The sequence below is a fragment of the Rhodococcus sp. R1101 genome, assembly GCF_000278445.1.
In the GTDB taxonomy this organism is placed as follows: Bacteria; Actinomycetota; Actinomycetes; order Mycobacteriales; family Mycobacteriaceae; genus Rhodococcus; species Rhodococcus gordoniae.
On sequence record NZ_AJVB01000266.1, the window covers coordinates 1 to 5,331 of the forward strand.

Annotated in this window: 5 protein-coding genes; 2 read left to right on the top strand and 3 right to left on the bottom strand. The window is 67.5% G+C overall.

Translation table 11 applies throughout. The features are described from left to right. On the bottom strand, nt 1-1,420 hold a 1,420-nt coding region (locus R1101_RS0115555), incomplete at its 3' end, for an alkaline phosphatase D family protein (protein ID WP_016934310.1). A 129-nt stretch (nt 1,421-1,549) separates the two neighbouring features. Continuing rightward, the gene (locus R1101_RS0115560) at nt 1,550-2,839 is read right to left on the bottom strand and encodes an adenylosuccinate synthase (RefSeq protein WP_016934311.1); all 1,290 of its coding nucleotides are present in this window, start codon (nt 2,837-2,839) and stop codon (nt 1,550-1,552) included. A gap of 253 nt (nt 2,840-3,092) precedes the next feature. Between R1101_RS0115560 and R1101_RS0115565 the strand changes: the two genes are divergently transcribed. Beyond that, nucleotides 3,093-3,746: a hypothetical protein gene (locus R1101_RS0115565; RefSeq protein WP_026003325.1), complete on the top strand. Its 654-nt coding sequence runs from the start codon at nt 3,093-3,095 to the stop codon at nt 3,744-3,746. Nucleotides 3,747-3,753: 7 nt separating this feature from the next. Here R1101_RS0115565 and R1101_RS0115570 read toward each other — a convergent pair whose 3' ends face one another. Then, nucleotides 3,754-4,332 (bottom strand): TerD family protein, encoded by a 579-nt coding sequence (locus R1101_RS0115570; RefSeq protein ID WP_016934313.1) that lies wholly within the window; start codon nt 4,330-4,332, stop codon nt 3,754-3,756. A gap of 187 nt (nt 4,333-4,519) precedes the next feature. Here R1101_RS0115570 and R1101_RS0115575 point away from each other — a divergent pair. Further along, nucleotides 4,520-5,331 (top strand): glycosyltransferase (locus tag R1101_RS0115575; RefSeq protein ID WP_026003326.1); only part of this gene is annotated, 812 nt, incomplete at its 3' end.

Consider the following 5,331-nt stretch of genomic DNA (forward strand, 5'->3'; position numbering starts at 1 on the left):
CCATCGGTGAGGTGTTCGCCGCCGGGGGCGCGTGCACGAAGACGGCCTCGGGCCCGAACGTCCCGTCCAGTTCGTTGGGTCCGAAAGCACCCGCGTTGAGCGGTCCCGAGACGAACTCCCAGAACTCGTCGAAGTCGGTGAACGATGCGCGTTCCGGCGAATAGTGATGCGCGGCCGTGTAGTGCACGTCGGCGGTCAACCACACGGTTCCGGTGATGCTGCGCGCCTTGACCGCCGACAGGATCTGCGCGATCTCCGATTCCCGGCCCGACGGAGTGCCGTTGTCCCCGTTCGCGATTCCTTCGAAGGCCGTGTCGCCGTCAGGCACGACCAGGCCGATCGGGAGGTCGGCGGCGATGATCTTCCAGGTGGCGGTCGAGCGGGTGAGTTCGTCGATGAGCCACTGCGTCTGCGCGCTGCCGAGCACCTGCCCTGCCGCGCCGACGTTGGTGCCGTTGGCGTCCTTGTAGGTCCGCATGTCGAGTACGAAGACGTCGAGCAGCGGTCCGTACCGCACGACCCGGTGGATACGCCCGTCGACGGCCTCCGCCGGGTCGAGCGGAAGCCACTCGTGGAACGCACGGAAAGCGCGCTTCGCCAAGATGTCCACGTTCTTCTCGGTGTACTGCTCGAGATCCAGGATCTCCCCCGCGTACCAGTTGTTGACGGTCTCGTGGTCGTCCCACTGCACGATCTGCGCGACGGAGGAGTTGAACCGCCGGTAGTTCTCGTCCATGAGGTTGTAGGCGTACTGGCCGCGGTACTCGTCGAGGGTCTGCGCCACGGCACTCTTGGCGTCGGTGACGATGTTGCGCCAGATCCGGCCGTCCGATAGTTCGACGGTCTCCTTCAGCGGATTGTCGGCATACACGACGTCACCGGAATGTACGAACAGGTGCGGGTCGCGACGGGCCATCGTGTCGAAGATCGTCATCCCGCCGAGGTCGGGATTGATGCCGAAGCCCTGACCGGCGGTGTCGCCGGACCACTGCAGCCTGATGTCGCCCGGGGCGGTCGGGGCGGTGCGGAACAGGCCCGTCACCGGTTCGGACGTGGCGCCGTCCTCACCTTCGAGGACGACACGGTAATGCACCTGTTCGCCGGCCGGCAGTCCCGTCAGCCGCAGCCGGCCGGTTCCGTCCGTCTCGGGGGTCAGCAGACCACCCACGTGCCGCACGGGGTCGGTGAAGGACTCGGTGGCCGCCGTCTCCACGACGAGCCGCGCAGGTCGATCCGAACGCGCCCATACGAGCGCCCCGTCGGCCCGCACGTCGCCGGTGGCCACACCGTGGGTGAGGATGGGCCGCTCACGGACCAGGCTCGGCGTCGCACCGGAATTTCCCGACGAGCATGCCACCGCCGGAGTCGCGAGGGCTCCGAGCGCGACGGTGCGCAGCAGGGTTCGACGGGACACGTACATGCTTCTTCTCCAGGGTCCGACGGATTGTGCGGGACGAGCGTGCACAATCCGTGCGAACCGTCGGTGAACGGCCAGTGAGGGCCGGGCGCCCGTCCGACGACGAATCGGAACGGGCGTGAAGCTACCCCGTCAGCGGATGACGTCGCGCCGGACGATGGTCTCGTCGCGACCCGGCCCCACACCGATGCAGGAGATGTAGGCGCCGGAGAGCTCCTCGAGACGCAGCACGTAGTTCTGCGCGTTCTGCGGCAGCTCCTCGAAGGTGCGGGCATGGGAGATGTCCTCCCACCAGCCCGGCATCTCCTCGTAGATCGGCTTGGCGTGGTGCACGTCGGTCTGCGTCATCGGCATCTCGTCGATACGCACACCGTCGACCTCGTACCCGACGCAGATCGGCACGGTGTCGAGACCCGACAGCACGTCGAGCTTGGTGAGGAAGTAGTCGGTGATGCCGTTGACGCGGGTCGCGTAGCGGGCGATGACGGCGTCGAACCATCCCGTGCGGCGCGCGCGGCCGGTGGTGACACCGACCTCTCCGCCCTGCTTCGCGAGGTAGGCGCCGTGGTCGTCGAACAGTTCGGTCGGGAACGGGCCCGAGCCGACGCGGGTGGTGTAGGCCTTGAGGATGCCCAGCACCGTCGTGATCCTGGCGGGGCCGATACCCGAACCGACTGCGGCGCCGCCGGCGGTGGGGTTGGACGACGTCACGTACGGATAGGTGCCGTGGTCGACGTCGAGGAGCGTGCCCTGCGAACCCTCGAGGAGGATCGTGTCGCCGCGATCGAGGGCCTTGTTCAGTTCGAGGCGGGTGTCGGTGATGCGGTGCGTGAAGCTCTCCGCCTGCGCGAGCACCTCGTCGACGACCTGCTGCGGGTCGAGTGCCTTGCGGTTGTAGATCTTGACGAGCACCTGGTTCTTGAATTCCAGTGCGGCCTCGACCTTCTGGGTGAGGATCTTCTCGTCGAGCACGTCGGCGACCCGCACGCCCACACGAGCGATCTTGTCCTGGTAGCAGGGGCCGATACCGCGGCCGGTGGTGCCGATCTTCTTCTTGCCGAGGAAGCGTTCGGTGACCTTGTCGATGGCCACGTGGTACGGCATGATCAGGTGCGCGTCGGCCGAGAGCAGCAGACGGCTGGTGTCCACGTCGCGCTTCTCGAGACCTTCGAGTTCGGTGAGCAGCACACCCGGATCCACCACGACACCGTTGCCGATGACGTTGTTGACGCCGGGCGTCAGGATGCCCGACGGGATCAGGTGCAGGGCGAACTTGTCGCCGTTGGGCAGCACCACCGTGTGACCGGCGTTGTTGCCGCCCTGGTAGCGCACGACCCACTGCAGACGTCCGCCGAGTAGATCGGTAGCTTTGCCCTTGCCCTCGTCGCCCCACTGGGCTCCGATCAGGACGATTGCCGGCATGTCGCGCTCTCCTCAGGCAGGTGTCTACGTGCGGGCGGTCTCGCCTGCAGGGTCCTGCCCAACCGGGCAGCAGCCGGGACCACAGTGTAGTCCACCCTCGGACGAGCGCGGATGACGGTCCGGCAGAACCGCCCGGAGCTGCGGCGCGCGGCGGCGGGTCGCCGACCCACCCGGCCACCGGCTTCCCATTACAGTGGACGCAGCCGAGAGCCCGACGAACCCGACCCCTCGAGGAGACCCGTTGACCCCGGTAGTGCTCAGATGCGGTGACGTGCCATTGCCGTTGGCGCTGACCCCCGTGACCGCACTTTCTGCGCCTGCCCTCCCCGAGAAGGACGACTTCGAGGACGTCTTCGCCCACCTCGAGTCGGTGGAGGACCCCCGTCTGGTCCTCGTGGGCGACGATGCGGCCTTCGCCGCGACCGTCACCCGCCTGATGCGCACCGAACGTCTCGACCTGGAGATCGCGTACGTCCCGGAGAAGCGCACCCCCGCCACCGAGGCGTACGGACTGCGGACGGGGTCCAAGGCCGCCACCGTCGCCCTCCAGGGCGTCGCGAAACCGCTGCCGCTCATCCGCGACGACGCCGGCATCGCCCTCGTCGGCCGCGCGTTGCTGTGCGGCGACGAGGACGAGGCGCTCGTCGGAGAGGCCTACGTCGACGACACCCGCTTGTTCTCCGGCACCGTGCCCGGCATCCGCGTCGAACCTACCCCGGCGATGCCCGGTCTTCGGGCCGCGATCGACCGGCCTCGCTGGTTCGGCGGATACAAGTGGCTGACGGGCCGGGCGATGCAGCTGGGTTCCCCCGCCACGGTCGTCACCCGCGACGGGGTAGCGAACCCCAGGGCCCTCAAGCGGTCGACCTTCTACCGGCACGACAAGAAGTGGAAGCTCGTCCGCTGAACCCTTCTCAGCCGACGTTCACGCCGTAATCCCGCGCGATGCCCGCCAGGCCCGACGCGTAGCCCTGGCCGATGGCGCGGAACTTCCATTCACCACCGTGGCGGTACAGCTCGCCGAAGACCATCGCGGTCTCGGTGGACGCGTCCTCGGTGAGGTCGTAGCGGGCGAGCTCCCGGTTGTCGGCACGGTCGACGACGCGGATGAACGCGTTGCGCACCTGGCCGAACGACTGGCCGCGCGCGTCGGCATCGTGGATCGACACCGGGAAGACGATCGACTTGACCTCCGCCGGAACGGCGACGAGGTCGACGTTCACGCTCTCGTCGTCGCCCTCACCCTCACCGGTGAGGTTGTCGCCGGTGTGCTCGACCGAGCCGTCGGGCGAACGCAGGTTGTTGTAGAAGACGAAATGCTGGTCGGACAGGACCTTGCCGTTCTCACTCGTCAGCAACGCGCTGGCGTCGAGGTCGAAATCCACGCCGGTCGTCGCCCGCACATCCCAGCCGAGACCCACCGTCACCGCCGTCAGGTTCGGCGCCTCCTTCGACAGCGAGACGTTGCCGCCCTTGGCCAAGCTGACACCCATACCGAATCCTTTCGCTCGATGGTCCTTCTGCCGCCACCCTAGTGAAGATCGGACGAGTCGGGCAGCGACGTGTGAATGCCTCCTCCCCCGGGTATGCGCTGAACACCGGACGAAGGCCGGGGACGGCGTTCCCGGCCATTCGGTGTGTACGGCGGATGTCGCGCGAGTGAGAAGAGGGTCGGCTGTGGTGATTCGGGTCGCGTCGGTTCCTGCATCACACGTCTACGTCCGGCATCTCGCGTGCCCGGAGGGTGACGACGTGATCCGGTTGGCGGACCCGATTCCGGCCGACGGCCGCAAGGTGCCCGGTGGCTGGTGGCCGCCGTTGATGCTCGAAACGGGCTGGGTGAGCGACCACCACGAGGAATTCGACGTCTTCCACGTCCATTTCGGCTTCGACGCGGTCGGCGCGGAACAGTTGCAGGACGTCGTCGCCGAACTCGCCGAGCATCACAAGCCACTCGTGTACACGGTCCACGATCTGCGCAATCCGCACCACCCGGAGCCTGGCGAGCACCACAAGCAGCTCGACGTGCTGATTCCCGCTGCGGACGAACTGATCACCCTCACACCGGGTGCTGCCGAGCAGATCCGTCTGCGCTGGGGGCGGAAGGCGACGGTCCTGCCGCACCCGCACGTCGTCGAGCAGCACTGGCTCGAGCGACCGCGCCGTAACGACGGACCGTTCGTCGTCGGGGTCCACGCGAAGAGCCTGCGGGCGAACATGGATCTGTTCCCCGTGCTCGACACGCTCGCCGAGACGATGCGATCCCTGCCGGGCGCCGTACTGCAGATCGACGTGCACGACGAGGTCTTCGATCCCGACAACGCGTACTGGTACAACCCGGAAGCCGGGTCGCGCATCCTGGGGTACGGCGAGCAACCCCACGTGGACGTGCGTGTTCATCCGTACTTCTCCGACGACGAACTGTGGCAGTACCTCTCGGACCTGTCGGTGTCGGTGCTGCCCTACCGCTTCGGCACTCACTCGGGCTGGCT

Excerpts from the sequence above, each read along its gene's own strand:
- R1101_RS0115570 (WP_016934313.1), bottom strand. The coding sequence starts at position 4,332 with ATGGGTGTCAGCTTGGCCAAGGGCGGCAACGTCTCGCTGTCGAAGGAG.
- R1101_RS0115560 (WP_016934311.1), bottom strand. The coding sequence starts at position 2,839 with ATGCCGGCAATCGTCCTGATCGGAGCCCAGTGGGGCGACGAGGGCAAG.